Source organism: Shewanella sp. T24-MNA-CIBAN-0130 (assembly GCF_040310185.1).
GTDB lineage: Bacteria > Pseudomonadota > Gammaproteobacteria > Enterobacterales > Shewanellaceae > Shewanella > Shewanella psychromarinicola.
This window is the reverse complement of the sequence record NZ_JBEOPP010000022.1, coordinates 1-25,460: the sequence shown is the minus strand read 5'-3', so window position 1 is coordinate 25,460 and position 25,460 is coordinate 1. Positions and strand designations below refer to the sequence as shown.

General features: G+C 43.1%; 15 protein-coding genes and 1 tRNA gene. 9 read left to right on the top strand and 7 right to left on the bottom strand.

The window, feature by feature from the left end; genetic code table 11:
* Window positions 1-29: 29 nt before the first annotated feature.
* The 4 genes from AAEZ02_RS10775 to AAEZ02_RS10760 all read right to left on the bottom strand — a co-directional run bounded on the left by AAEZ02_RS10775 (window position 30) and on the right by AAEZ02_RS10760 (window position 8,188).
* The gene (locus AAEZ02_RS10775) at window positions 30-4,538 is read right to left on the bottom strand and encodes an EAL domain-containing protein (protein WP_502959335.1); all 4,509 of its coding nucleotides are present in this window, start codon (window positions 4,536-4,538) and stop codon (window positions 30-32) included.
* 220 nt (window positions 4,539-4,758) lie between these two features.
* On the bottom strand, window positions 4,759-5,682 hold the full coding sequence (gene yihG, locus AAEZ02_RS10770) for a 1-acylglycerol-3-phosphate O-acyltransferase, YihG family (RefSeq protein WP_351123039.1): 924 nt from the start codon (window positions 5,680-5,682) through the stop codon (window positions 4,759-4,761).
* A gap of 6 nt (window positions 5,683-5,688) precedes the next feature.
* Entirely contained in the window at window positions 5,689-6,585 is an 897-nt protein-coding gene (gene yihG, locus AAEZ02_RS10765) for a 1-acylglycerol-3-phosphate O-acyltransferase, YihG family (RefSeq protein ID WP_101033018.1), read from the bottom strand.
* 79 nt (window positions 6,586-6,664) lie between these two features.
* Window positions 6,665-8,188: a YifB family Mg chelatase-like AAA ATPase gene (locus AAEZ02_RS10760; protein WP_101033017.1), complete on the bottom strand. Its 1,524-nt coding sequence runs from the start codon at window positions 8,186-8,188 to the stop codon at window positions 6,665-6,667.
* 366 nt (window positions 8,189-8,554) lie between these two features.
* On the opposite strand from AAEZ02_RS10760, the gene paeA reads away from it, so the two are divergent.
* Window positions 8,555-9,862 carry a polyamine export protein PaeA gene (gene paeA / locus AAEZ02_RS10755; RefSeq protein ID WP_101033016.1) on the top strand — a complete coding sequence of 436 codons (1,308 nt, stop codon included), beginning with the start codon at window positions 8,555-8,557 and terminating at the stop codon, window positions 9,860-9,862.
* 19 nt (window positions 9,863-9,881) lie between these two features.
* Here paeA and ilvY read toward each other — a convergent pair whose 3' ends face one another.
* Complete coding sequence (ilvY, locus tag AAEZ02_RS10750) at window positions 9,882-10,754, bottom strand: HTH-type transcriptional activator IlvY (RefSeq protein WP_101033015.1); 873 nt, start codon at window positions 10,752-10,754, stop codon at window positions 9,882-9,884.
* A 197-nt stretch (window positions 10,755-10,951) separates the two neighbouring features.
* Here ilvY and ilvC point away from each other — a divergent pair, with 197 nt between their 5' ends.
* From ilvC to AAEZ02_RS10720, 6 genes are all read left to right on the top strand, one after another.
* Entirely contained in the window at window positions 10,952-12,433 is a 1,482-nt protein-coding gene (gene ilvC / locus AAEZ02_RS10745; protein ID WP_101033014.1) for a ketol-acid reductoisomerase, read from the top strand.
* 600 nt (window positions 12,434-13,033) lie between these two features.
* Complete coding sequence (gene ilvG, locus AAEZ02_RS10740; protein WP_351123036.1) at window positions 13,034-14,719, top strand: acetolactate synthase 2 catalytic subunit; 1,686 nt, start codon at window positions 13,034-13,036, stop codon at window positions 14,717-14,719.
* Entirely contained in the window at window positions 14,716-14,973 is a 258-nt protein-coding gene (gene ilvM, locus AAEZ02_RS10735; RefSeq protein WP_101033012.1) for an acetolactate synthase 2 small subunit, read from the top strand. The genes ilvG and ilvM overlap by 4 nt, the downstream gene beginning before the upstream one ends.
* A gap of 111 nt (window positions 14,974-15,084) precedes the next feature.
* Window positions 15,085-16,944 carry a dihydroxy-acid dehydratase gene (gene ilvD, locus AAEZ02_RS10730; RefSeq protein ID WP_124013236.1) on the top strand — a complete coding sequence of 620 codons (1,860 nt, stop codon included), beginning with the start codon at window positions 15,085-15,087 and terminating at the stop codon, window positions 16,942-16,944.
* Between the two features lies 1 nt (window position 16,945).
* Complete coding sequence (gene ilvA / locus AAEZ02_RS10725) at window positions 16,946-18,520, top strand: threonine ammonia-lyase, biosynthetic (protein ID WP_335688958.1); 1,575 nt, start codon at window positions 16,946-16,948, stop codon at window positions 18,518-18,520.
* Window positions 18,521-18,753: 233 nt separating this feature from the next.
* Complete coding sequence (locus tag AAEZ02_RS10720) at window positions 18,754-19,890, top strand: pyridoxal-phosphate-dependent aminotransferase family protein (protein ID WP_101033009.1); 1,137 nt, start codon at window positions 18,754-18,756, stop codon at window positions 19,888-19,890.
* A gap of 77 nt (window positions 19,891-19,967) precedes the next feature.
* On the opposite strand, the gene ubiK is transcribed toward AAEZ02_RS10720, so the two are convergent.
* Window positions 19,968-20,216, bottom strand: coding sequence for a ubiquinone biosynthesis accessory factor UbiK (gene ubiK, locus AAEZ02_RS10715; RefSeq protein ID WP_101033008.1), 249 nt, complete (start codon window positions 20,214-20,216; stop codon window positions 19,968-19,970).
* A gap of 142 nt (window positions 20,217-20,358) precedes the next feature.
* On the opposite strand from ubiK, the gene rep reads away from it, so the two are divergent.
* The gene (gene rep, locus AAEZ02_RS10710; protein ID WP_351123031.1) at window positions 20,359-22,377 is read left to right on the top strand and encodes a DNA helicase Rep; all 2,019 of its coding nucleotides are present in this window, start codon (window positions 20,359-20,361) and stop codon (window positions 22,375-22,377) included.
* An 18-nt stretch (window positions 22,378-22,395) separates the two neighbouring features.
* Here rep and AAEZ02_RS10705 read toward each other — a convergent pair whose 3' ends face one another.
* The gene (locus AAEZ02_RS10705) at window positions 22,396-25,023 is read right to left on the bottom strand and encodes a sensor domain-containing phosphodiesterase (protein WP_351089294.1); all 2,628 of its coding nucleotides are present in this window, start codon (window positions 25,021-25,023) and stop codon (window positions 22,396-22,398) included.
* 239 nt (window positions 25,024-25,262) lie between these two features.
* On the opposite strand from AAEZ02_RS10705, the gene AAEZ02_RS10700 reads away from it, so the two are divergent.
* Window positions 25,263-25,339 (top strand) — tRNA-Arg (locus AAEZ02_RS10700).
* Window positions 25,340-25,460: the final 121 nt, after the last annotated feature.

Genomic DNA, 25,460 nt, shown 5'->3' with positions numbered 1-25,460 from the left:
AAGCTCCTAAATGGAGCTTTTATTTTGTCTTAAAAATGACTAATGGCAGCTTTGTCTTTGGTTAATAATACCAGGCAATCAACAGCGTTCAATGGCTTGCTGAGCAAGAAGCCTTGCACTTGATCACAGCCTCCTTCACGTAAGAAATTTAATTGTGCTTGGGTTTCAACCCCTTCAGCCACAACCTTAAGTTCTAAACTATGAGCCAAGGTAATAATGGCGCTAGTGATTGCTGCATCGTCAGGATCTTCAGTTATATCTCGCACAAATTCTTGATCAATTTTCAAGGTATCAATTGGGAAGCGTTTCAAATAGCTTAAGCTTGAGTATCCAGTGCCAAAGTCATCTACTGCGATGGTTAACCCCAAGGCTTTGAGTTGTGACAGCACAGTGACTGATTCTTGTGGGTTACCCATAATCATTGATTCAGTTAATTCTAGCTCTAGGGCACTTGCCGGTAGCCCAGATACTGCTAATGCGACCTCTATCATCGAGATAATATCGACTTTTAACTGTCTGGCAGAAAGGTTAACGGCAACAGAGATATGCTCAAAGCCTTGTTGGTGCCATAGTGCCAGCTGACTACAGGCTTGGTTAATCGCCCAGTGACCAATCTGATTAATGATGCCGGTTTCTTCCGCAAGTGGGATAAACTCAACCGGTGAAATCAAGCCAAGTTCTGGGCTTTCCCAACGCATTAAGGCTTCAAGGCCGATAATTTTTTCGGTTTTTATATCGTATTTAGGTTGATAAACTAAATATAGCTCATTGTTTTGCATGGCATTTTTAAGGCCAGCTTCTAGTTCGACGTAGCGTGTCGCATATTGGTTTAATTGTTTGGTATAGAATTGGAAGTTATTTCTGCCCAGTGATTTAGCGTGATACATGGCGGTATCAGCGTATTTTATCAACGAGGTCGTATCTTCTGCATCTTCAGGATACAAACTGATACCAATTGACGGTGAGATAGTCAGAATTTTATCGTCAAGCAAATAAGGGCTTTGGAATGCATTTAACACTTTTTCAGCAATAATAGTAGCGGCTTTCGTTTTTGCTACCCCTTCTAAAATAATGGTAAATTCATCACCGCCTAAACGTGCAACGGTATCGCCATCTCGTACCGCATTTTGTAGGCGATGGGCGACGGCTTTAAGCAGTAAATCACCAATGTGGTGTCCCATTGAGTCATTGATATGTTTAAATCGGTCAAGATCTAAAAATAACAATGCCACAATACTATTTGAACGATGTGCTTTAGTGACCGCTTGATTGAGCCTGTCTTGGAATAGCGTACGATTAGGCAATCCAGTCAGTGGATCGAAGTTAGCCAGTACCCGTAAATCTTCTTCCGCTTTTTTACGTGCGGTAATATCGGTGAATACGGCCACAAAATGACTTGTCTCACCTTTGTTATTAATAACTTGGTTTATTTCCAACCATGCAAGGATACCGCGACGGTCGCGAGTTCGAATGTGTATTTCGCCGGCCCAATGCTTGTGTCTTAAGAGCTGGGCTTCAACTGAGTTATAAAACTCGCGAGACTGCTTACCCATGGTTAAAAATAAGAAATGCTTGCCGACTACATCACGGTGTTTAAAGCCGGTAATGCGGCTAAAAGCTGGATTAACGGAACGTATTTGGTAGTCAAGTTCGCCGACGACAACCGCTTCATTCATGCTAAACAAGACTTGTGACGATAGTTTTAACTCGTTTTCGGTCAGCTTACGGCTAGTAATATCTTTATGAGTGCCCGCCATTCGCACTGGGATATTATTTTTATCTCGTTCAACAATTTGACCTCGGTCTAGTACCCAGGCCCACTCTCCAGGTTTGGTTTCTACGCGGTACTCGGCTTCAAAAAACTCACTGTCACCATTTAGATGATCGTTAAGCAGTTTTTGCACTCGAGGCCTGTCTTCTGGATCAATATTTTTAATCAATAATTGATCTTCTAACGATAAATTCATCGGCTCAATTATGTTGGTTCGGTAAACTTTGCCCTCTTTGATATTCCAGTCCCACATGCCATCGCCCGAAGCCCAAAGCGCCAGTTTTAGGCGCTCTTCAGAGGCGCGAATACTGCTGTCAAACTCACGTTGTTTAGCCAACTTTTTCTGTTTTGCAGCAAAAAACCAAATAATAAATAATAACCCAGCGGTCACATACAGTGCATAAGCCGCGTGAGTCATATAAATCGGTGGCACCACTGACACATCCACATTGAGGGTGTATTGACTGTATTTATTAGTCCCTAATGCATGGCGAACCATTAATCGGTACTCACCTGGTGGTAAGTTGGTATAGGTGATTTCGTTCCCATGGGATAGTTCACGCCAATCGATATCATAACCGTCTAAAAAGTAGCTAAAACGGCTTAATTCAGGGTAACTAAAATTAAGCGATCCGACTTCAAAGCTGATGAGTTGCTTTTCATAAGGCATGGTAATGTGGGGAGCATGGCTTAAGTCGTGAATAGGGTGCTGGGTGTCTCCAATAGTGTATTTTGTCAGCGCCAGTTTGTTCTCGGCTCTCTGAATTGGAATAGTGGTAGGGTTAAAATGGTTAAGGCCTCGAATACCGCCAAACCATAAGGTGCCGTTTGCTTCTTTAAACTTGGCCGCACCATTAAACTCATTAGCTTGCAGGCCTTCGAATTTGTTATAGGAAATAAAGCTTTGATTACTAGGGGTAAAACGTGAAACGCCCGAGTTAGTACTTAGCCACAAATCGTGTTTGTCGTCTTCTAAAATAGCGTAAACCGTATTACTACTGCCATCAGCGTTGACGTCCATTCGTTGAAATTTAAACGTACCGTATTCTAGGGTTAGTTTGTCTATACCACCGTGAGTGGCCACCCAAAAGTCGCCATTTTCGGCCAGTAAAAAGTCTCTAACGCGGTTGTCACTGAGGCTATGTGGATTGTCGGGATCATGATTTAGAAAGTCGAGCTTTTGTTCTTCAGCCGAGAGCCTTACCACTCCGCCCATTGTTCCTAGCCATAAATAACCTTGGCTAAAATAGAGCTTAATGATTTGGTATTTGAACGGCGAAAAGTCAGCTTGAAAACCGAAGTTATAGGCCATCATGCGGTTAGTATACTCAGAGATAAAATACAAACCTTGCGAGCTTGCTATCCATAAACGATCTTTGTCATCAAAGGCTAAACTGCGTATCTGAGTATCGGCATGAAACTGTTCGTTTGCAGGTTTGATTTGCTGCAGGGTGTTATTCTTGTCTAGGGTAAATAGTCCCACATTGGTGGCAAACCACAGTAAACCTTGTTTATCTTGGACAATGTCATGCACTGTTAACGATAATTGTTCTACTGGTATCGCGAGTGACTGTGCAAATAACTCATTGATGTAGTGATATTGGTTATCATGAGGGGCCAAATATTTGAGCCCAGCACCATCGGTGCCTATCCACAGGCGTTGCTGCGTATCCCGAAAAATAGTGCGGATCATGTTTGCCATACCTGACGAATCGGTTTGGTCATCGTAAACGTGGCTAAAGTATTGATGGCTGAGATTAAGCTTATCGATGCCCGAATACCCCGTGCCAATCCATAGGGTACCGTTTTGGTCTAGCATTAAGCTTTGTAGGGTATTGGCACTGATGCTATTGAGTTTTTGTGGATTATGCTTATAAACTCTGCTGTGCCACTGACCATCAATAAAGTCGAGTTGGAACAGGCCTGTATTAGTTCCAATGGCAAAAATCTGATTGGCATTTATCACCACTAAGTCCGTAATCCTACGGCTGTTGCCATAATTATTATCACTAGACCATATCAGTTCTTTTTGTTGAGTATCTAAATTGTAGCGCCAAATTTGATTATCAATGGCCAGCCAAACAGAATAAATTGAACTTGACTTGATTTGATTTACTGTCTTGTTAACGGGAATATCAAGCCGAATAATGGTGTTACTATCAATGGAAAATGTGCCATGAGATTCAGTGCCGACGACAATGTACTTATCATCAACATTGGCAATACTGGTAATATTAGGGGTGATGTTATTCGCTAAACTGACGGGAATAATTTTTTCTGTTTTTAGGGAGAGTATGTACAGACCTGAACGTGTTCCTACCCATAAGGTATCGCCAATGACAGCAAGGTGGGTCACCTGAAGTTCTGTTAAACCTTGATTTTGTTTGAACTGAGTGAACTTTCCGCTAGTGAGATTGAGTCTATTGAGGCCATTATTGAAGGTGCCTACCCATAAATCCCCATCGGGCGATTGCAAGATGTCGGTGATCAAGTCTCCCGATATAGAATTACTGCTTTTTTGTTGTTTTAAGTATAAGGTAAACTCAACGCCATTATAGCCGTGCAGACCGTCTTGAGTTCCTATCCATAACATCCCCGAACTGTCCATAAACAGGCGAGTAATCGTGTTTTGATTAAGGCCTCCTTCTGTATCGAAGTGGTCAAACTTTACTTCGGTTAGACCGTTATAAGGATCATTTTTTTGTGCTGCAACAGACACCGAAAAAATCAATATTATGACCAATATTAGCCTGTGTGCTAACAGCATGAATACACGAAAATTCAAATTTCACCTATAAAAACTTCATTGATAAGGCTGCGATAAATTCTAATTATATTAACAAAAAAACGCTAAATTAAACCTTACGTATTCAGTTGTTAATTAATTTTAAGAATTGAGTTATAGATAAACTCTTTTTCCTTCTAAAACTGACAGTTTTACACGTTTAACGCAACAGAAAATCGTCATTTGTCGGTTTTTTGACGATTTAATCACTTTGATTACGTTGTTGCTGTAGGTAAGCTTTTTTTATGTCATCAATTTGCTGATCTTTATCTAGCCAAAGTCTATTTAACCAGCGCTGAAATTCGACACGGGTTTCCGGGCTTGAAAAATAGATCTGTGGGTCAACTCGCGGCACCGGGAGTACTTCAACACGCATAATCACTTTTTTGGTACGTCCATGCATGACATTAGCCAGTACTTTTTTCGATGTTTCTGGATAAACCAAAGTGATATTTAACAGGCTGGTAAACTGTTCGCCCATCGCAGATAGCGTGAAGGCAATGCCGCTGGCTTTAGGGCGTAATAAATGGCGATACGGTGAATTCTGACGCAGACGCTTCTCTTCGGTAAAGCGACTGCCTTCAACATAATTAATAATCGATGTTGGCATGTGTTTGAAACGTTCGCAGGCTTTGCGGGTCGTTTGAAGATCTTTACCTTTCAATTTTGGATTCTTTTTCAGCTTAGCCGCACTCGTTCGGTTCATAAACGGCATGTCCAGCGCCCAGCAACCTAGGCCCATTATTGGCACATAGAGCAGTTCTTTTTTTAAAAAGAATTTCAACATTGGAATGTGGTTACGCAATACGTACGTTTGGGCGGCAATATCAAAGCCACTGACATGATTACTGATCAGTAAATACCAGCCGTTAGGGTCAAGTTTATCGAGCCCTTTTACATCCCATTCAATATTTGAGATTAAATATAAAATGCCGCCGTTACATGTGGCCCATGACCACATTAAACGATTCATTATTCGGGTTAATAGTCTGCGTGCAAGCAAGAACGGCAGTAATAATTTTGCCACGCCGCCAATGGTTAACAATGAGCTCCATACTAGGGTATTGATGATCAATAGCGACAAACTGATTATAAAGAGTACCGGCCCAGGTAAAAAAGTCAGCATATGTTGTTATACCTTTGGCTTTGCGTCAGTAATGAATTGTTGTAACTGTTGATCTTTTTCAACCCATAGCTGATTTAACTGTTCTTGGAATTCGATTTTAAATTCGCGGTCTTTTAGGTAATCACCCCGCATATTCTTTGGGATGTCAGTGATTTTGATATCCACTCTAACGTCAGATAGTTCGCCACAAATATATTGCCAATACGTAGGAACGATGTCTGGATAATAGATGGTCACATTAACGAGCTTATTTATGTGCTCCCCCATAGCCGATAATGCAAAAGCCATCCCGCCAGCTTTAGGCTTTAGCAGGTGTTGAAAGGCAGAGTTTTGTTTATCATGTTTAGCCACACTAAATCGTGTGCCTTCAACAAAGTTCATTATACTGACTGGCTTGGTTTTAAATTTCTCACAGGCTTTGCGAGTAATTTCAATGTCTTTGCCTTTCAATTTAGGGTTTTTTCGCAATTGTGCAGTGCTGTAACGGCGCATAAACGGAAAGTCTAATGCCCACCATGCTAGGCCGAGTACCGGCACAAAGATCAGTTCTTGTTTGAGGAAAAACTTTAAAAATGGAATGTTGCGATTAAATACTCGTTGCAAAATGAGGATGTCGACCCATGATTGATGGTTAGCAATGACCATATACCATTCTTTTTCAGAAAACGATTGATCGCCAGTGACATGAATACGCATCGGATGAAAAATGTCTTCAATGATAGTATTAGTGCTTATCCATGCTGTCGCGCAATTATCGAGAATATAACTACAGACTTTTTGAAAAATGCCAATCGGGATCAACTTTACAATACTGAACATCAAGATGGGGATTGTCCAAAAAATGGTATTAAATAAATAGCATAAGAATGCAATTGAACCTTTGATTTTCGAAAGCGGCGACATTTTTCTCTCCTATTAAACGGATGGCTATGTTACTAGGAGTCGCTGATTTGCTCAATCAATACGATAGGTTAAATTACGTTTATTGTTGATTCAATTTTGCTAGTAATCGGTCCATTGCCCGATAACCAAGGGCTTGAGCAATGTGATTGCGCTCAGTGGTAGGAGATTGCTGCAAGTCGGCAATGGTGCGTGATACGCGTTGAATACGATGAAAACTGCGAACAGATAATCCTAAGCTCACGACACTTTGTTCCAAAAAAGCCAGATCTGCTTGAGTAATCCCCCCATCTTGCTTGAGTTGCTTTGGGGTTAATTCACTGTTTAATACCCCAGAACGGCTGAGTTGTTGATCGCGCGCTTGTTTAACGCGCTTGGCTATTTCAACACTAGACTCACTGGGTTGGTGTTGTTGGGTTAAGGTGCCGGCAGGAAGCTTGGGTACGTCTACGGTTAAATCGAAGCGGTCTAAAAAAGGCCCCGATAAACGTGATAAATATCGCTGAATTTGATCGGGCGTTGAACGCGCGCGTTCAGTATCGCCACAGGGGCTTGGGTTCATGGCGGCGATGAGTTGAAACCGACTCAAAAAGGTCAATTTTGCTGCAGCGCGTGAAATTTCAACTTGGCCGGTTTCCAACGGCTCTCGCAGACAATCTAGTACCTTACGAGGAAACTCCGCTATTTCATCAAGAAATAAAACCCCGCGGTGCGCTAAGGATATTTCCCCTGGTTTGGGGTGGCTACCGCCGCCAATAAGTGCAATCGATGAGGAGGTATGATGCGGCGATCGAAAAGGGCGGTTAAGGAAGTTTTGTGGTTTGACATGTAATCCGGCGACAGAATGGATCGCCGCCACTTCAATCGCTTCGTCGTAGGTGAGCGGGGGTAATAACGGAATAATTCGATTGGCTAACATGCTTTTCCCTGTCCCTGGGGGGCCTATAAATAACATGTTATGTCCTCCGGCTGCCGCGATTTCAAGCCCTTGCTTGGCTTGATACTGGCCAATGACATCACTCATACAAAGTGATGATGATACTAGAGGCTGCTCTTCAATCCACTCGGGTAAGGTATCGAGTAACGGTAATTGTGCCTGGCCGTGTAAAAAGGCTGCCAAGTTTTGTAAGTGGGCGACAAAATAACTGTGATGATAACCAACGAGTTCTGCTTCATGACGGTTTTCGATGGGCATAAAAAAATGGTGCTGATCATTACGTGCCGCAATAATGGCAGGCAGCAATCCACAGCAAGGGCGAATTTGACCTGAAAGAGCCAATTCACCGACAAACTCACATTGGTGTAATGCTTTGGCTGGGATTTGATTTGACGCCGCGAGAATACCAACCGCAATGGGTAAATCATAGCGGCCACCTTGTTTAGGTAAATCGGCTGGGGCGAGGTTGACGGTAATGCGTCTTTGTGGAAATTCAAATCCTGCATTAATCAATGCACTTCTGACGCGCTCTTTGGCTTCTTTGACTGAGGTTTCTGGTAACCCCACTAGATTAAACGCCGGTAAACCATTGCTTAAATGTACTTCAACAGTCACTCTCGGCGCTTCTACACCGCAGCTTGCTCGGGTAAATACACAGGCTATCGCCATTAACAATTCCTTTTGTTTGAATAATATACAAATGAATGGGTTGCTACAGTCTAGCAGCGATGTGTTTTTTTGCGTGATAAAGGCTAAATAAGTCAGATAAAGTTAGCTTTGTAAGCTAGTTTAAATCACTGATGTTGAGTAGAATACCGTCGCTTTATCGTTCGCGGGGACTGATTATAAATTGGTCTGTTGTCGTGAAACGCAATAATGATATTTCACCACTGGTTATTTCTATCTGTATTGCACCGTTAGCCAGATTAATTTTAATGTTAATAAATGGCTGAGGTCTTGCATTTGTCCATTTTGCAACAAAGATATGTACATACATTCCTGATATTTTGGCTAGTACTCAGGTAAAGGTAAACTATGAGCCTCTCTGATAATTTATTGATCATCTTGTGCCTAATAGGCATAAGTTGTTTTTTTTCTATGTCTGAAATTGCACTCGCGGCATCACGAAAGATGCGCTTGCAATTAATGGCTGATGAAGGTGATTTACGTGCCGCTAAAGTGCTGAAACTGCAGGCGCATCCAGGCAGTTTTTTTACCGTAGTGCAAATTGGACTTAATGCAGTGGCTATCATGGGCGGTATCGTCGGTGAATCGGCCTTTAGACCGCATTTTGAACAACTACTGTTGCCTTTATTAGGCAATGAGTGGGGCTTGCAGCTGAGTTTTGTGTGTTCATTTGTTACCGTCACCTCGTTGTTTATTCTATTCGCTGATTTGATGCCGAAACGGATTGCAATGGTGATCCCTGAGCAAGTGGCCGTTACTTTTGTGATGCCCATTATTCTATGCATTAAAGTATTAAAACCGTTTGTGTGGATTTTTAATGGCTTGGCTAATGCTATTTTTAAATTATTACAAGTGCCTACCGCGCGTAATGACCAAGTGACCCATGATGATATCTACGCCATGATGACCGCTGGCACTGAAGCCGGTGTGATGGATAAAGGCGAGCAGCAAATGATGGAGAACGTGTTTGAAATGCAGTCTGTGTCGGTGACCTCGGCCATGACGGCGCGTGAAAGTTTAGTGTATTTTTTACTGCAAGATACCGAAGAAGACATCAAGCAAAAAATTGCTAAAAATCCGCATAACAAGTTTATCGTTTGTGATGGTCAACTGGACATGATCAAAGGATTTGTTGATGCAAAAGAGCTGCTTATCCGAGTGATTAATGGGCAAGATATAACCTTAAAAGGCAGCACGCTTGTACATAACTGTTTAATTATTCCTGATACCTTAACCTTATCTGAGTCGATGGAGTATTTTAAGAATAATCGATCTGACTTTGCGGTGGTGATGAACGAGTATGCTTTGGTTGTCGGTATTGTGACCACCAACGATCTACAAAGTGCCGTTATGGGCGCGTGGTCATTGCATGAAAGTGAAGAGCAAATTGTTGCCCGTGATGGTAATTCTTGGTTAGTGGATGGCGTGACGCCCATTACCGATGTGATGCGCGCATTTAATATTGAAGTGTTTCCACATAATCAGAATTACGAAACCATTGCCGGTTTTATGATGTATATGCTGCGTAAAATTCCTAAGCGTACTGACTTTGTCAATTACGCGGGTTATAAATTTGAGGTGGTTGATATTGATTCTTACAAAGTCGACCAACTATTGGTTACCCGTTTAGACATTGATGCACCGCCATTACCTTGAGTAATTCATATTCGCCCCATTAAATAATCTCTAAGAACGCACTAATGATCGGATCATTGGTGCGTTTTTCTTTGCAGCAACAGCCTAATTCAAAAGGGGGGATTGGGATTGGCGACGATAAGATTTGAATACGCTCTCGCACCGGACTATTGTGGATCACCGCCTCTGGGCTAATACCAACGCCACAGCCTAAGGCGACCATAGAGACAATGGCTTCTTGGCCAGAAACTTGAGCATATATGTTGGGTTTGATGCCCATTTGCTTAAACCACAAATCGATCCTTTTTCTGCCTGGACCATGGTCAGGCACGATATAGGGTAGTTTTCCCCAATCAATTTTTGCTTGGTTTACCCATTGCTGTACTTGGCATGGCATTGTGGGGGCAATAACTGATATTGGCACCTTATCAATCGGGGTAAAATGCAAGCTGGCGGGGAACGCATCAGGCAATGCAATAATGGCAATATCGGCGCGATTCTTTTGAATTTGATTGACCGCATTAGCCGGATCCCCAGTGTTGAGATTGATATCGACATGGGGATGCTCACGTCTAAATCGGTCTAGCAGCGCCGGTAAATGGCTATAAGCTGCGGTAACCGAACAATACAAATTAAGATTGCCGCGTAAAAACTGCTGACTTGGGTCGATACGGTTACGCAGTTGGGTCCATTCCGATAATGTCTGCTCAGCAAAACGCTTAAATTCTATGCCTGCGTGGGTAATGGTGACACTGCGATTGTCTCGTTCAAACAATTTGCTGCCCAGTTCCTCTTCTAAACGCTGTAAAGCGCGGCTTAATGTCGATGGGCTGACATGAGATTGCTCCGCTGTTTTGGCAAAATGCAGGCTATCGCATAAGTGTAAATATAATTTAAGAGATCGAATATCCATCACAGCACCTTATAGCACGCATTAGGTTAAGTATTAGGTTATGTATTCTATGTTGCATTAATTGCAACGTGATGTCCCGAATATATCATTTTAAGCAATCATATGCATGCGCTATAGTGACGTTAATCACAACGTTTAAGGTCGCTGACTTATAAGATGTTGTGTCCCCAATTACTAAATTTTATAGGTGGTATCAGATGGCTAACTATTTTAACTCTCTGAATTTACGTCAACAATTAGCTCAACTAGCACAATGCCGGTTTATGAACCGTACTGAATTCAGTGATGGTTGCAACTATATTAAAGATTGGAATATTGTGATTTTAGGTTGTGGTGCTCAAGGCCTTAACCAAGGTTTAAACATGCGTGACTCAGGCCTGAACATTTCTTTTGCCTTACGTCCGCAAGCAATAGCAGAAAAGCGTGCATCATGGCAAAAAGCGACCGATAACGGTTTTACCGTTGGCACCTTTGAAGAGCTTATTCCTGCAGCTGATTTAGTGTTAAACCTAACGCCAGACAAGCAACATACTAATGTTGTTAATGCGGTTATGCCATTAATGAAGCAAGGTTCTACCTTATCTTATTCACATGGTTTCAATATTGTTGAAGAAGGCATGCAAGTTCGTGCTGATATTACTGTCATCATGGTTGCGCCAAAGTGCCCTGCTACAGAAGTACGTGAAGAATATAAGCGTGGTTTTGGGGTACCGACATTGATTGCCGTGCACCCAGAAAACGACCCAAACAGTGACGGTTTAGCGATTGCTAAGGCTTATGCCAGTGCTACTGGTGGCGATCGTGCAGGCGTATTAATGTCATCGTTTATTGCTGAAGTGAAGTCTGACCTTATGGGCGAACAGACCATTTTGTGTGGCATGTTACAAACCGGTGCCATTTTAGGTTACGAGAAAATGGTGGCTGACGGTGTCGAACCGGGTTATGCCGGCAAGTTAATTCAACAAGGTTGGGAAACGGTAACCGAAGCGCTTAAGCACGGCGGTATTACCAACATGATGGATCGCTTATCAAACCCCGCTAAAATCACAGCATTTGATATGGCTGAAGAGTTAAAGGTTATCCTTAAGCCATTGTTTGAAAAACACATGGACGACATTATCAGTGGTGAGTTTTCTCGCACTATGATGGAAGATTGGGCCAATGATGATGCTAATTTATTGCGTTGGAGAGCGGATACTAACGAAACCGCGTTTGAAAATGCCCCAGTATCATCTGAGTATATCGACGAGCAAACCTATTTCGATAAAGGTATTTTCTTAGTGGCGATGATCAAAGCCGGTGTTGAATTGGCGTTTGATACCATGGTTGCCGCAGGCATTGTTGAAGAATCGGCTTATTATGAGTCGCTGCATGAAACCCCTTTGATTGCCAACACCATTGCGCGTAAACGTTTATATGAAATGAATGTGGTGATTTCAGATACAGCTGAATACGGTTGTTACTTATTTAACCATGCCGCAGTGCCTATGCTACGTGATTATGTTAACGCTATGCCATCTGAGTACTTAGGTGCCGGTCTTAAGGAACAAGCAACTGGTGTTGATAACCTTCGCTTAATCGACGTAAATGAAAAAATTCGTAATACAGAAGTTGAGTTTATCGGCGCTGAATTACGTGGTTATATGACGGATATGAAGAGTATTGTTGAAGCGAGCTAACGTATTAAGTGATTGGTGAAGTACCCGCTTAGTTGTTTGCAGCATGTTTATGTTGTCGGACAGGCATCAATCGTACGGTTCATCTTGTCAATTGGGCTGTTGGGAAAACAAATCGTTAGATTGTTGTTAAGTGATTGTTGTTAATTGATTGTTAATTGATTATTAACAAGTGATTAGTCACTTAATAACACGCTTATAGTTTTTGTGGTTGTTTGCATTGTCTCGGCAGGGAAGCTGAATTTTTTTACAAAGTAGATTTTTTAGTTGTATTGGGTAATTCTTTTATGGTACTTATTCAAGTACGCCATAAAGGTTGTGGTCTAATACCACTAAATAAATCAACAAAGATACCTAGGATACAGTCGATAATATGTTAAACCACGCAACCATACTCATTCTCGAAATTATTACCGTAGTGATTATTAAATCACCGCGGGGGTGGCGTTTTGACAACTAGACTGACCTAAGAGTCACACAGATTGCAAAAACCCCCGCTCCGAAAGGACCGGGGGTTTTTTAGTTTTAGCCCTAAGTAAAAATAAAAGACCTAAACATTCCACAGTAGAGCAGCAGATACATTGACGAAGTAGAGAGCAACATATGGAAGCAGTACAGAAAATGCGCGGCGCTGATGCAGTAATTAAAGTACTAGCAGCACATGGTGTGACAACCGTATTTGGTTATCCTGGTGGGGCGATTATGCCAATCTACGATGCCCTTTATGGCGGTCCGGTAGAGCACTTGCTTAGCCGTCATGAACAAGGCGCCGCGTTTGCTGCGGTGGGGTATGCTCGTGCGAGTGGTAAAACAGGAGTGTGCTTTGCTACATCCGGTCCTGGCGCCACTAACTTAGTCACCTCACTCGCCGATGCTCTGCTTGACTCTGTTCCGCTAGTGGCCATAACCGGTCAAGTCTCTAGCAGTGTGATTGGTACTGACGCATTCCAAGAAATTGATGTATTAGGCATGTCGTTGTCGTGCACTAAACACAGTTTTATGGTCACCGACATCAATGAGCTTATTCCTACCTTATATCGCGCATTTGAAATCGCCGCAGCAGGACGTCCTGGTCCGGTGTTAGTTGATATTCCAAAAGACATCCAACTGGCTTCATTAGAATACAAAACACCGCTTCAAAGCGTTACCGATGAATTACAACCCCAAGTCAGTGAATTAGACGCTGCAGTAGCGTTAATTAAGCAGGCTAAAAAACCTATGCTGTATGTCGGTGGTGGTGTTGGAATGGCTGGCGCGGTTGCGCATTTACGTCAGTTTATCGCCGCCACAGGCGTCCCCTCGGTGGCGACCTTAAAAGGCTTGGGCAGCATTGCACATGGTACTAAAGGTTATTTAGGCATGTTGGGCATGCATGGTGGCAAAGGCGCAAACCTTGCAGTGCAAGAATGCGATTTATTAATGGTAGTAGGTGCACGCTTTGATGACCGTGTTACCGGTCGCCTTGCCAGTTTTGCCAGTAATGCCAAAGTATTGCATTTAGACATCGATGCTGCCGAAATCGGCAAGTTACGCCAAGCTGACGTAGCGATTGCAGCCGAGTTGAGCTTGGTGTTACCCGCATTAACGGCCGCAGTGACTGGCCAGCTTGATATTGGTCAGTGGCAAGCAGATGTTGAGGCGTTATCTCTTAAGCACCAATGGGACTACCAACATCCGGGTGATTTAATTTATGCCCCAGCGATGTTACGTCGTTTAGCCAATAAATTACCTGAAGACAGTGTGGTCGCCTGCGACGTGGGTCAACATCAAATGTGGGTGGCGCAGCACATGTGGTTCCGTCGCCCTGAAGATCACTTATCAAGTGCAGGCTTAGGCACCATGGGTTTTGGCTTACCCGCCGCGATTGGCGCTCAAGTTGCGCGACCCGATGCGACTGTGGTCACGGTCTCTGGTGACGGCTCGTTTATGATGAACGTTCAAGAATTAACCACAATCAAACGCCGTAAGTTGCCGGTAAAAATCCTACTGATGGATAATCAAAAACTCGGTATGGTTAAACAGTGGCAACAACTGTTTTTTGAAGAGCGCTACAGTGAAACAGACTTATCTGATAATCCTAATTTTGTCCTTATGGCATCAGCATTTGATATACCAGGTCGAACGATAACGCGTGCCGATCAAGTCGAGCAAGGATTAGAAGATATGTTAAACAGTAGTGGTCCTTACATGCTGCATGTGTCGATTGATGATGCCTTTAACGTGTGGCCTTTAGTACCACCGGGTGCGAGTAATAGTGAAATGATGGATCAAATGGAGAAGCAAACATGATGCATGCATTAGAAATAACCGTTCAACATTGCCCTGAAGTGCTTGAACGCCTACTACGTGTTACTCGGCATCGTGGGTTTACAGTCACCCAAATGCAAGTGCGTATCAATGACGATGCCAGCATGGCAGTAGACTTATGGGTTGAGGCCGAACGTGCCATTGAACTGCTGAGTACCCAGTTAGACAAATTAATCGACGTGACTCATTGTAAGGTGTTATCTGCGATACCGTTAAACAAGGTCGCCAACGGCTAGCACTTACGATTGAGCCAAGCACGATTTAGTTAGAGATTATTTAGTTAGAGATTATTTAGTCGTTATTGGAAAAACCGCTAACGAGCACTGTAGTAAACAAGGATATTTGTAATGCCCAAATTACGTTCAGCAACCAGTACCGAAGGCCGCAACATGGCAGGCGCCCGCGCACTATGGCGTGCCACTGGAGTGAAAGAAAATGATTTTGGTAAGCCCATTATCGCGATTGCCAATTCGTTCACTCAGTTTGTGCCTGGCCATGTGCATTTAAAGAACATGGGGTCATTAGTTGCCGGCGCCATTGAAGAAGCGGGCGGTATTGCCAAAGAGTTCAACACCATTGCCGTAGATGATGGTATTGCTATGGGTCACGGTGGCATGTTGTACAGTCTACCGTCACGTGAGTTAATTGCCGATAGCGTCGAATACATGGTCAATGCCCATTGTGCTGATGCATTAGTGTGTATTTCTAACTGCGATAAAATTACTCCTGGCATGTTAATGGCGGCGCTGCGGTTAAACATCCCGGTAGTCTTTGTGTCGGGCGGTCCAATGGAAGCGGGTAAAACTAAGTTATCTGATCAAATTATTAAGCTTGATTTAGTTGATGCGATGGTAGCGGGTGCCGATACCAATGTCAGCGATGAAGACAGTAAGCAAATTGAGCGCAGTGCATGCCCTACTTGTGGTTCGTGCTCGGGAATGTTTACCGCCAATTCAATGAACTGTTTGACTGAAGCTCTGGGATTGTCGTTACCAGGTAACGGCTCTATGCTGGCAACTCATGAAGATCGTCGTGAATTATTTTTAGAAGCCGGTCGCCGCGTAATGAAGTTGGCTGAGCGTTATTACAAGCATGACGATGAAACAGCATTGCCGCGCAATATAGCCTCATTTAAATCGTTTGAAAATGCCATGGTATTAGATGTTGCTATGGGCGGGTCATCTAATACTGTGTTGCATTTAGTGGCCGCGGCGCAAGAAGCCGAAATTGACTTTACCATGGCGGATATTGACCGCATATCGCGCTTAGTGCCTCATTTATGTAAGGTTGCGCCATCAACGCCTCAATATCATATGGAAGATGTCCACCGTGCTGGTGGGGTGATGGGTATTTTAGGTGAGTTAGACCGCGCGGGTTTATTGCATAACGATGTGCCGCATGTGGCCGCTGATGATGGCGGCGATTTAAAATCAGTGTTAGCCAAGTACGACATTAAACAGACTAGTGACCCTGACATTATTCGCTTTTTTAGTGCTGGCCCGGCAGGTATTCCAACCACTAAAGCATTTAGTCAAAATTGTCGCTGGGACAGTGTCGATGATGATCGCGAACATGGCTGTATTCGTTCGCGTGAGTTTGCGTTTAGCCAAGAAGGTGGCCTAGCCGTATTGTCAGGTAACGTTGCCGTTGATGGTTGTATTGTGAAAACAGCAGGGGTGGATGAGTCTAATTTAACCTTTGTTGGCAATGCCCGTGTGTATGAAAGCCAAGATGATGCAGTAGCCGGCATTTTAGGCGGCGAAGTGATTGAAGGTGATGTGGTGGTGATCCGCTACGAAGGCCCAAAAGGCGGCCCAGGTATGCAGGAAATGCTCTATCCAACAACTTATTTGAAATCGCGTGGTTTAGGCGCTAAATGTGCATTAATCACCGATGGTCGTTTTTCCGGTGGTACCTCAGGTTTATCAATTGGCCATGTATCACCAGAAGCGGCGTCAGGTGGCACTATTGCGTTAATTGAAAATGGCGATCAAATTGCCATCGATATACCTCAGCGTAGTATTCAACTTAATGTCCGTGATGAAGAGATTACTCGTCGCCGCAATGCTATGGATGCCAAAGGTCCGTTAGGTTGGAAACCGGTTTCTCGCGAGCGTTATGTTTCATTAGCACTTAAAGCCTATGCATTACTGGCGACCAGTGCTGATAAAGGTGCTGTTCGTGATCGTTCTAAGCTGGAGGGGTAATATGTTGGCTTTAGCGTCTCAAACTCAATTAGATTTAGCCCATTATTATTTGCAGAAAATTTTACTGTCGTCTGTTTATGATGTCGCTAAAGTGACGCCACTGTCGAGCATGAATAAATTGTCTGCTCGCTTTGGTTGTCAGGTGTATTTAAAGCGTGAAGATATGCAACCCGTGCATTCGTTTAAGATCCGCGGTGCCTACAATCGTATCGCGGCGTTAACTCAAGATGAATGTGATAAAGGCGTGGTGTGTGCGTCTGCGGGTAACCACGCTCAAGGTGTGGCGATGTCTGCCGCCTGCCGCGGTATTAATGCCGTTATTGTGATGCCAAGTACGACGCCTGATATTAAAATTGATGCAGTGAAACGCTTAGGTGGCAATGTAGTGCTACATGGGCAAGCGTTTGATCAAGCCAATGAGTATGCTAAAAATCTGTCGGCAACAGAAGGGCGTGTTTATATCGCCCCGTTTGATGACGAAGCGGTGATTGCTGGTCAAGGGACCATTGCCCAAGAAATGGTACAACAACAACGGGATATTGAAATCGTGTTTGTGCCTGTTGGCGGTGGTGGATTAATCGCCGGTATTGCGGCCTATTATAAAGCGGTGATGCCACAAGTGAGGATCATTGGGGTTGAACCAGAAGATGCGGCGTGCTTAAAGGCGGCATTAGAAGCCGATGAACCGGTAACATTGGCTCAAGTGGGTTTATTTGCTGATGGCGTTGCGGTTAAACGCATTGGTACTGAGCCATTTCGCTTAGCGCGTGAATACGTTGATGAGGTGGTTACCGTTACTTCCGATGAAATTTGCGCGGCGGTAAAAGATATTTTTGAAGATACTCGTGCAATAGCTGAACCCGCCGGAGCCTTGTCTATTGCGGGGCTTAAAAAATACATGGCGCAACAAGGCGATGCGGTTGATGCACCGAAAAAAGTGGCGGCTATTTTGAGTGGCGCAAACGTCAATTTTCATAGCTTACGTTATGTGTCTGAACGCTGCGAATTAGCTGAGCAAAAAGAAGCGGTGTTAGCGGTGAAAATCCCTGAAAAGCCAGGCAGTTTTTTACGCTTTTGTCAGTTACTCGATAAACGGGTGATGACCGAGTTTAACTATCGCTTTAGTAGCCGTGACATTGCAGTGGTGTTTGCCGGCATTCGTCTTACGGGTGGCCAAGCAGAGCTAAGCGAGATTATCGCTAAACTTGAATTGGAAGGATTTGAAGTTCAAGATTTATCCCAAGATGAAACCGCTAAATTACATGTGCGTTATATGGTCGGTGGTCATCCACTTGAACCGCTAGAAGAGCGCTTGTTTAGCTTTGAGTTCCCTGAACATCCCGGGGCATTGTTGAAGTTTTTAACCACCTTACAGAGCAAGTGGAATATCAGTTTATTTCATTATCGTAACCATGGCGCAGCCTTTGGCCGAGTGTTAGCCGGCTTTGAAGTACCGGCGAAAGACGATGTGGCGTTTGCCCAGTTTTTAACAGACTTAGGTTTCGTTTATCAAGAAGAAACCCACAGTCCGGCATATCAGTTATTTTTGAATAGCGCTAAGCGAAGCGGTAATTGATGTTAAAATACCCTCCAGAGGTGATTTAGTGCCTCAATGTGGTATTGTCAGTGCGCCTAAAACGAAAAAATATTCGTGGCTGTGTTCCAAATCGCCAATATACGATGCCGTCGCGGCATCATGTCATTGGGGTTGCTTTATATGTAGGGTAAATTTTTCCATATGCTAGTAATACTAATCGTATTAATGTAATTAGTATTTAGCGTATTCGACCTCATTTTAAGGAGACATTGATGTTACCCGTGCCAACAATTCCAGCTTTTATGCCACCGCGCCGAATTCTAATGGGCCCTGGCCCATCTGATGTGTATCCCGAAGTGCTTGCGGCCCAATCACGACCGACTATCGGTCACCTTGACCCACTTTTTGTCGGCATGATGGATGAATTAAAAAGCTTAATTCAATATGCTTTTCAAACCAAAAACGAAATGACCTTAGCGGTATCGGCGCCAGGCAGTGCTGGTATGGAAACCTGCTTTGTTAACTTAGTTGAGCCTGGCGAAAAGGTGATTGTGTGCCGCAATGGGGTGTTTGGTGAACGTATGCGCCAAAACGTTGAGCGCGTTGGCGGTATAGCAGTTGTGGTCGACAATGAATGGGGTGAACCAGTATGCCCAGATAAAGTTGAAACCGCACTTGTGGCGCATCCCGATGCCAAATTTTTAGCCTTTGTGCATGCTGAAACATCAACCGGGGCATTATCGGATGCCAAAACCTTGTGTACTTTGGCGCAATTGCATGACTGTATCAGCATTGTCGATGCGGTGACGTCACTTGGCGGTGTTGAATTGCTAGTGGATGAGTGGGGCATTGATGCGATTTATTCTGGCAGCCAAAAATGCTTATCTTGTGTACCCGGTTTATCACCAGTGTCATTTTCTCCTAAAGCGGTGGCGAAACTAAAAGCCCGTACTACCCAAGTGCAAAGTTGGTTCTTAGATCAAACTTTAGTCATGGGTTATTGGGGTAATAGTGCTGGCGCTAAGCGCAGTTATCATCACACCGCTCCAGTGAATGCCTTATACGCGCTCCATGAGTCTTTACGTTTGCTCGCCAATGAAGGGCTTGAAAATGCGTGGGCAAGACACCGTAAAATGCACCTATTATTACGTGATGGACTAACCCAACTTGGTTTTAAATTTGTGGTTGAAGAGTCGTCACGTTTACCCCAACTCAATACTGTGTATATTCCAGAGGGTGTTGATGACGCTGCAGTGCGTAAGCATTTATTGGAAGAATATAATTTAGAAATTGGCGCAGGTTTAGGGGCATTAGCGGGTAAAGCATGGCGTATCGGCTTGATGGGCTTTAGTGCTCGTCGTGAAAACGTCGCCCTTTGCTTACGTGCATTAGAAGAGTCGCTAAAATAAAACATCAGTTTTGCGTAATCATAAAAATGACGCTTTAGAGCGTCATTTTCATTTTTATACCTGTTAGAAATTAGTCGCTAGTCAGCTAACTTTTTTTCTAACTCATTCACTTGTGCTTGTAATGCTTCAAGCTTTTCACGGGTTTTAAGTAACACGTGCTGCTGCACTTCAAACTCTTCTCGGGAAACTACATCCAATTTCATCAGTTGGTTTTGAAGTATTTGTTTACTGCGTTCTTCAAATTCCCCAGCAAATTGCTTTACGCCGTTAGGTAGATTGTCACTAAGCTGTTTAGCGAGCTCTTCTATTTTCTTTGGATTAATCATAATTATTCCCTACTGATATATTGATTCAATTATAACCGAGGTCGGCGGTTTTCCAAAACCTAACTGTGATTTTCGTTAACCGTCGCGAGGTGATTCTGCTATGATCCGTCTTCGTTTAAGGTTAAGTAAGGTGTAATGATTAATGAAACTCAATCCAGGGCAAAATGAAGCCGTACATTATGTATCGGGTCCATGCTTAGTGCTCGCGGGCGCGGGGAGTGGTAAAACACGGGTGATCATTAATAAAATTGCTTACTTAGTCGAAAAATGTGGCTATAAAGCCCGCAATATTGCCGCCGTCACCTTTACCAATAAAGCCGCTCGTGAAATGAAAGAGCGTGTGGCTCAGTCTATGGGTCGAAAAGATGCCCGTGGATTATGGATCTCAACCTTTCACACCTTAGGACTCGAAATTATTAAGCGCGAGCATAAAGTGCTTGGGCTTAAGGCAGGTTTTTCTTTGTTTGATGACCAAGATACCTTCGCCTTATTAAAAGAACTGACTGAAGATGAATTAGATGAAGATAAAGACCTAATCAAATCTTTGGCATCAGCGATATCAAATTGGAAGGGGGGATTAGTGATCCCTCAGCAAGCGAAAAATATGGCAAAAGATGAGCAAAGCCAGTTATTTGCCATGTTGTACCAACGGTATGCTCAGCATATGAAATCTTATAATGCGCTCGATTTTGATGATCTGATCTTAATTCCAACGTTATTGTTGCGTATGAATGAAGAAGTGCGCACTCGTTGGCAGACTAAAATTCAATATTTGCTGGTGGATGAATATCAAGATACCAATACCAGCCAATATGAATTAGTGAAACTCTTGGTGGGTGAACGCTCACGTTTTACTGTGGTGGGCGATGATGATCAATCTATTTATTCTTGGCGCGGCGCGAAACCACAAAATTTGGTGTTGTTAGGGACCGACTATCCAAGGCTTAAACTGATTAAATTAGAGCAAAACTATCGTTCCAGCCAACGTATTTTACGTGCCGCCAATATTTTGATTGCCAATAACCCTCATGTGTACGACAAGGCGTTATTTAGTGAGTTAGCTTATGGTGAACCGATAAGAATATTAATTGCCGCTAACGAAGAACAAGAAGCTGAACGAGTGGTGGCGGAGATTATTCGGCATAAGTTTGTTGGGCGGACCAAGTTTGGTGATTACGCCATTTTATACCGAGGTAATCATCAGTCTCGTTTACTTGAACGGGCACTCATTACCAACCGCATTCCTTATAAGATCAGTGGTGGTAAATCCTTTTTTTCTCGTGCAGAAATTAAAGATATTATGGGGTATTTGCGTTTAGTGGTGAACCCTGATGATGATAATGCCTTTTTGCGGGTGGTTAACTTACCCAAGCGTGGTATCGGTCCTGCGACACTGGAGCGTTTAGGTCATTTTGCCAATCAAAAACATATCTCGTTATTTGAAGCGATTTTTGATGTTGAGCTCAACCATCATCTAGCGCCTGCGGCGGTTAACTCTTTGTATCAGTTTGGAACGTTTATTGTTGATACTGGAGAGGTTGCAACACGTGGAGAGCCTGTTGAGGCGATTAAACAATTGATCCGTAAAATAAATTACGAAGATTACCTATACGAGACCAGTACCAGTGCCAAAGCGGCTGAAATGCGCATGAAGAACATTTCTGAATTGTATCGTTGGGTTACCGAAATGCTCGAAGGTGATGAGTTAGATGAACCGATGACGTTGCCCGAAGTGGTCACTCGATTAACGCTGCGCGATATGATGGAACGTAACAGTGAGGATGAAGGTGGCGATCAAGTTCAGTTAATGACCTTACATGCCTCTAAAGGACTGGAATATCCTTTTGTATTTATGGTGGGCGTTGAAGAAAGGATCTTGCCACATCAATCGAGTATTGATGAGGAAAATGTCGATGAAGAACGTCGACTGGCTTATGTGGGGATAACTCGTGCACAACGTGAATTATGGTTTTTGATATGCCGTGAGCGGCGTCAATTTGGTGAAACGATTCGTTGCGAACCCAGTCGTTTTTTACTTGAGTTACCGCAAGATGACCTCATTTGGGAAAACCGCAAACCGGTGCAAACTGAACAACAACGGGTGGAAACCGGCAAAAGTCATATTGCCAATTTACGCGACATGTTTAAAAAAGAGTCATGAACCCGTTTGGCTTATTGATCATGCACAAGATATATAGGGCTTTTTTTCACAAAATAACTTACTTAATGCACGACCTTGTCCGCGGACATAACCCAAGGCTAAAAATTGTCTAACCTGTTGCTGGGTGTCTACGGTAGTAGCATACATATCAAACTGAAGGGTTGCAGCGGTGAGTTGGTAAGCCCTGACTAACTGTAATTGTTTATCATTAAGTAAGTGTTTACTAATGTCTTCATCCAATTTCAATGCTTGAATGGGTAAAAAGCTGAGACAACTTAGAGAGCTGTAACCTGTACCATAGCCATCAATGCCAATTAGCACGCCTAACTGTGAGATGATCTCAAAACCGTTAATATGATTTTCAGTGTCTTGAACTAAGGCTTTTTCGTTGAAAAACAACATTAACTTACTTAAATCGATATTGCTGTTTTTGATAGTGTTTTTAAGGTTGCGTAATACAAATTTATTTTTAATGTGTTGGCTGCAAATCGATAAATGAAAATGAACATCGGCACCATATTGTTGTTTGAGCGACTGAAACTGATCGTTTAAATGGGCAAACATATAACCATCTAAATTAAGCGTTAGTTGATATTGTACCGCTAAGTGTTTCATTTTTACGTGTTCAATGATGCCCTGTTCTGGGTGATGCCACTCAACTTGTGGTTCGATAGCAATAATTTCACCTGTGGTAAAGTCGACCACTTCAACGTAGCGTATCTGAAACTCTTGCTGGTCGAGAGCCTTCTTAAAATCAATTTCTAATGCATGTTGTTGCTGAGATTGAGCGCTGAGCTTGTCATCAAAAATGACGAAACAGCCTTTGCCATTGGCTTTAGCTTGATACATAGCGGCGTCAGCATCACGCAGCAGCGATTCACTGGTAACCAATTTATTACGCCCGCTAAATGCAACCCCGATACTGGCACCAGAAATAAATTCTTGTTTGGCTAGCTGATAGGGCATTGATAATGTCTGTAAAATACGCTCGCAGACTTCGACAGCGTCTTCAGTAGCATTAATTGAGTCAAGCAAGATGACAAATTCATCTCCCCCCATTCGTGCCAGAGTATCGTTGTCGCGAATACATGACTTTATGCGTTGCGCAGTTTCAATTAAAAATCGATCGCCTTCTAAGTGACCAAAAGAATCATTGATCACTTTAAATCTATCAAGATCGATAAATAACAATGCAAACTGATCTAAGCCATGACGGCGCAGGTGTTTTAATGCTTGTGACAATCGCTCCATTAAATAGCTGCGATTAGGTAAACCCGTCAGCCCATCATGTTGCGCGTCGTGCAGCAGTTGATCTTCAATTTTGCGGCGCTGATTTATCTCTTGTTGAAGATTATTGTTGAGTTCAGCGAGTGCTTGAGTGCGTTTAACCACTTTATCCTCTAACTGCTCATGGCTATTTTTCAGCGACTCAGTCGCCAATTTACGCTCAATAGCATTGGCCATGTGTTGGGAAACAAATGTCAGTAGCTCTAAATCTTTCAATTGATAAATATGGTCGTCATCTAAGCTATAAATGGTTAACGCGCCCGCGATATCACCATTAATGATCAATGGAATACCTATCCATTGATGCATTCTATTGGTTTTGTTTAATTCTGGTGATTTTGCATAGATTTCACCTCTATCGACCATTTGGGCAATATCTTTGGCGGATAACAACTGAGGTAACTTATGATCAAGAATGTACTCGGTCAATCCATCCTGCATTGGGCGAGATGCGGGATATTCGGCTGCCATTTGTGACACGTAAAACGGGAACGACAACGTATTATTATCGTTAATCAGTGAGATAAAGCAATTATGTGCAGGGATTAACTGGCTAATAATATTATGAAGACGAGGGTAAAAATCTTGTTGCAGCACATTTGATGCAGACAGGTCGGCTATTTCAAATAGCGTTCGTTGAAGTTTTTCTGCTTTTACCCTTTCTTTAACTTCGATTTTAACCTTTTCATAAGCTTGGCTGAGTTCCTTGGTCCGTTCAACAATGGCTTGTTCAAGTTGTTGATGATGTTGAAGTCGCTCCATGACGCCGGAAATATGGTGACATATAAAACCCATTAGTTCTAATTCAAGTTCACCATAGGTATTGGCTTCGTTATAACTTTGTACTACGAGTACGCCACTGACAACATCTTGGTTTTTGATGGGTACGCCGAGCCATTGATGGCACGGCGATCCAAGGCTTTTAATGTCGCCACTGGCGATTAATTGATTAAACTTATTATCGTCACATAATAAAGGTTCACCATTACGAAGCACATAACCCGTTAGGCCACTATTAAGCAACGCTGATATTTCTTGGTCTGGATAGAGCTCTGTGGGGTGAGAATCTTGTTGGTCGGCAAAAAAAGGTAAACTGGTCAATCCCGTTTTGGGATCTTGCGATGCAATAAAAAAGTTTTCTGCAGGAATAAGTTGTTGTAAATTTAAATGCACCCGTTGGTAAAAATCATCAAGTGATGCTACTTGCGTCGCAATATTGGAAATACCAAGGAGGGCATTTTGGATAATTTCGGAACGTTTATATTTTTTAGCCAGACCTCTCAAGCGAGCAATCCTTTTTTGTAGGTGCTCAACACTTGAGGATGTTTTTGTGTGACTTATATCCGTATCCGTATCCATATTCCTTGCTCTATCCTATTAAAATATTTGGAAAAATATTGTTGAACAGTCATTATTATTACCATAAATTCAATTGTTATCCAAGCGAAATAAATGTGAGCACAATGTTAATAACTATCGCAAATGAGTAAATAGTCACCCAAAATGAGTCAAAAGTTAATCAGTCAGTTAAAAAATGCAAATCAGGGCTAGACGCGGCGGTGTTTTATCCATATTATATGCCTCGCTAACCAAGGCGAGCGCCCATAGCTCAGCTGGATAGAGCGTACCCCTCCGGAGGGTAAGGCCGAAGGTTCGAATCCTTCTGGGCGCACCATTCGGCATGTAGTGGTTCTTTCGTATTGGTTAGTAGAATTGATATCAGTGGTGATTGTAGCTCAGTTGGTAGAGTCCCGGATTGTGATTCCGGTTGTCGTGGGTTCGAGCCCCATCAGTCA

Excerpts from the sequence above, each read along its gene's own strand:
- AAEZ02_RS10760 (WP_101033017.1), bottom strand. The coding sequence starts at position 8,188 with ATGGCGATAGCCTGTGTATTTACCCGAGCAAGCTGCGGTGTAGAAGCG.
- AAEZ02_RS10720 (WP_101033009.1), top strand. The coding sequence starts at position 18,754 with ATGTTACCCGTGCCAACAATTCCAGCTTTTATGCCACCGCGCCGAATT.
- ilvD (WP_124013236.1), top strand. The coding sequence starts at position 15,085 with ATGCCCAAATTACGTTCAGCAACCAGTACCGAAGGCCGCAACATGGCA.
- ilvG (WP_351123036.1), top strand. The coding sequence starts at position 13,034 with ATGGAAGCAGTACAGAAAATGCGCGGCGCTGATGCAGTAATTAAAGTA.
- yihG (WP_101033018.1), bottom strand. The coding sequence starts at position 6,585 with ATGTCGCCGCTTTCGAAAATCAAAGGTTCAATTGCATTCTTATGCTAT.
- ubiK (WP_101033008.1), bottom strand. The coding sequence starts at position 20,216 with ATGATTAATCCAAAGAAAATAGAAGAGCTCGCTAAACAGCTTAGTGAC.
- ilvC (WP_101033014.1), top strand. The coding sequence starts at position 10,952 with ATGGCTAACTATTTTAACTCTCTGAATTTACGTCAACAATTAGCTCAA.
- AAEZ02_RS10705 (WP_351089294.1), bottom strand. The coding sequence starts at position 25,023 with ATGGATACGGATACGGATATAAGTCACACAAAAACATCCTCAAGTGTT.
- AAEZ02_RS10775 (WP_502959335.1), bottom strand. The coding sequence starts at position 4,538 with ATGCTGTTAGCACACAGGCTAATATTGGTCATAATATTGATTTTTTCG.
- ilvM (WP_101033012.1), top strand. The coding sequence starts at position 14,716 with ATGATGCATGCATTAGAAATAACCGTTCAACATTGCCCTGAAGTGCTT.
- paeA (WP_101033016.1), top strand. The coding sequence starts at position 8,555 with ATGAGCCTCTCTGATAATTTATTGATCATCTTGTGCCTAATAGGCATA.
- ilvA (WP_335688958.1), top strand. The coding sequence starts at position 16,946 with ATGTTGGCTTTAGCGTCTCAAACTCAATTAGATTTAGCCCATTATTAT.
- rep (WP_351123031.1), top strand. The coding sequence starts at position 20,359 with ATGAAACTCAATCCAGGGCAAAATGAAGCCGTACATTATGTATCGGGT.
- yihG (WP_351123039.1), bottom strand. The coding sequence starts at position 5,682 with ATGCTGACTTTTTTACCTGGGCCGGTACTCTTTATAATCAGTTTGTCG.
- ilvY (WP_101033015.1), bottom strand. The coding sequence starts at position 10,754 with ATGGATATTCGATCTCTTAAATTATATTTACACTTATGCGATAGCCTG.